Below are 2,549 nucleotides of genomic sequence, written 5' to 3'. Positions count from 1 at the left end.
GGCGCCGGATGACGGCGACCGCACCCCAGGCGGCGGCGGAGCCCCCGGCAGCGACTGAGGCCCCGGCGGCGGGCGGCGGGGCGGCGGGCGGCGGGGCGGCGGGGTGCCGGGCGGGACCGGCGGGGTGCCGGGAGCGGTCACCGGCGGCCCTCTCCTCAGTCCACGGCGGCCGGTCGACGGGCCGCTCGGGCCGACCGTACCAAGCGGACCACCACCACGATCACGAACAGCGTCATCAGCGGCGCCCCGACGGTCTTGGTGTACCGGGCCAGCCCCGTGCCGTCGGCGAGCACCAGGAACGACGAGACGATCGCGACCACCGCGAACCAGCCGGTGCGCCGCGCCACGGCCGCGAGCACCGCCAGCGGCCACGTCCAGTACCAGGGGTGGAACAGCGGGGCGAGCGCGACGGTGGCGGCCAGCGCCAGGCCGGCGTGCCAGATCGGCTCCCGGTGCCGCGCCCGCCACCACAGCCAGAGCAGCACCAGCGCCAGCGCCGCCATGCCGATCCCCCGGGTGACCGGCAGCGGGTCGCCGTGCCAGCCGAACGGCGCGGCGAGATAGGCGACGGTCTGCCCCACCGCCGTCGGCGGCGAGGTCCAGGCGATCACCAGGCCGCCCTGTTCCAACCCGGTCACCCAGCCGAAGCCGAGGCCGGTGGCGAGGGTCGCGCCGACCACGGCGGCGACCGCCCCGCCGACCACCCACCCGCCGTCGCGCAGCAGCGCCCTGACCGAGTACGCCCCGACGATCGCGGCCAGCGCCGCGAACGGCACCACGACCAGCGCGGTCACCTTGATCGCGACGGCGAGGCCCAGCAGCACTCCCCCGCCGAGCAGCGGCCCGGGGCGGCCCGGCCGGGACACCACCACGGCCAGCCCGGCGACGAGCAGCCCCACCATCAGCGCGTCGTTGTGCGCCCCCGAGACCAGGTGCACCCCGATCAGCGGCGACCCCAGCGCCAGCCAGACCGCCCGGCCGGCCGGCACCCCGCAGCGGCGGGCCAGCGCCGGCAGGCTGGCCGCGGTCAGCCCCACTCCGGCGACGGCGAGCAGCCGGAACAGCACGATGCTGCCGACCAGCGACCCGGTCGCCTCGACCACCGCCCCGGCGAGCAGCACGAACAGCGGCCCGTACGGGGCGGAGGTGTCGCGCCAGATGTAGGAGATGGTGTCCAGCCACGGGCACGGCAGCGCCGAGACGCCCTGCTCGTACGGGTTGAGGCCGGCGGCGTAGCTGGCGCCCTGGCAGGCGTACGCGTAGACGTCCCGGCTGCCCAGCGGCGGCGTGACGAGCAGCGGCAGCAGCCAGAGCCCGACGGTGACCAGCGCCCAACGGGTCGACGGCACGCCGTCGCGCAGCGCCCACCAGGCGTACGCCATCGCGCCGGTGCCGACCGCCCAGGTGGCGATGATCAGCGGGCCGTACGGGCCCTGCCAGATGCTGACCGGGGAGGGACGCAGGTCGCCGTCGGGGAACGCGCCGCCGAGGAACGCGGCCACGGCGAGCAGCGTCGAGCCGGCGAGGCCGATCCAGCGCGCGAGGTGGTGAGGCACGCCGGACATGCTGCCAGTACGGTGGTTCGCGGCACGGAGGTGGGCATGCGGCGCAGTCGGGTGGTGGCGGTGGCCGCCGGGTCCGCCGCGCTCCTCGGCGTCCTCCACGTCATCCTCCCGCCGACCGGCTCCGACCTCGCCGCACAGGTCGCGCGGGCCGACTTCTTCGCCGCCCACGGCTTCGCCCCCGTCGACCTGCGCTGGTACGGCGGCGTACAGCAGTTCGGCTACAGCCTGCTCTCCCAGCCGGTGATGGCGCTGTTCGGGGTGCGGGTCACCGGCGCGCTGGCCCTGGTGGCGGCGGCCACCGCGTTCGCGGCGCTGCTGGTGCGTACCGGGGTGCCCCGCCCGCTGCTCGGCAGTCTGGTCGGGGTGCTCACCATCGCCGGCAACCTGGTCTCGGGCCGGGTGACGTACGGCCTCGGGGTGGCCTTGGGCCTCGGGGCGCTGCTCGCCCTCACCCTTCCCGGTGTCCGGGCCGACGCCGGCCCGGACCGACAGGCACGGCGCCGACAGGTCATCCGGCTGGGGCTGGCGGCGGCCGGGGCGCTGCTGGCCTCGGCGACGAGCCCGGTCGCGGGCCTCTTCGTCGGCCTGGCCGGGGCGGCGCTGCTGCTGACCCGCCGGTACGCCGACGGGCTGGTGCTCGGCGTCGCCGCCGCGCTGCCGCTCGGACTGACCGCCCTGCTCTTCGGCGACGGCGGCTGGATGAACATCAGCCGCACCGACACGGTGCGCGCCGCGCTGACCAGCCTGCTCGTGGCCGCGCTGGTGGGGTACCGGCCGGTGCGGGTGGGTGCGCTGCTCTCGGCGGCCGGGGTGCTGGCGGCGGCGCTGGTGCACACCCCCGTCGGGCTGAACGCCACCCGGCTGGCCGTCATGTTCGCCCTGCCCCTGCTGGCCGCCGCCGCCCGTCCCCCGGCCGCGCTGACGGCGGGGCTCGCCCGGCGCGGCCGGACCGGTGCGCCACCCGCCGCGCGGGCCGCAGCCGGG

The 2,549-nt window shown here is 77.6% G+C and carries 1 protein-coding gene and 1 pseudogene; one reads left to right on the top strand and one right to left on the bottom strand.

What is annotated here, in order from left to right:
• Positions 1-155: 155 nt before the first annotated feature.
• Positions 156-1,556: a polyprenol phosphomannose-dependent alpha 1,6 mannosyltransferase MptB gene (gene mptB, locus V6U77_RS29720; protein ID WP_334610050.1), complete on the bottom strand. Its 1,401-nt coding sequence runs from the start codon at positions 1,554-1,556 to the stop codon at positions 156-158.
• A 45-nt stretch (positions 1,557-1,601) separates the two neighbouring features.
• Here mptB and V6U77_RS29715 point away from each other — a divergent pair.
• Positions 1,602-2,549 (top strand): annotated as a pseudogene (locus V6U77_RS29715) (hypothetical protein); the annotation flags it as partial.

It is taken from the genome of Micromonospora sp. CPCC 205546 (assembly GCF_036902715.1).
Classification (GTDB): Bacteria; Actinomycetota; Actinomycetes; order Mycobacteriales; family Micromonosporaceae; genus Micromonospora.
This window is presented reverse-complemented; position numbering and strand designations above follow the sequence as displayed.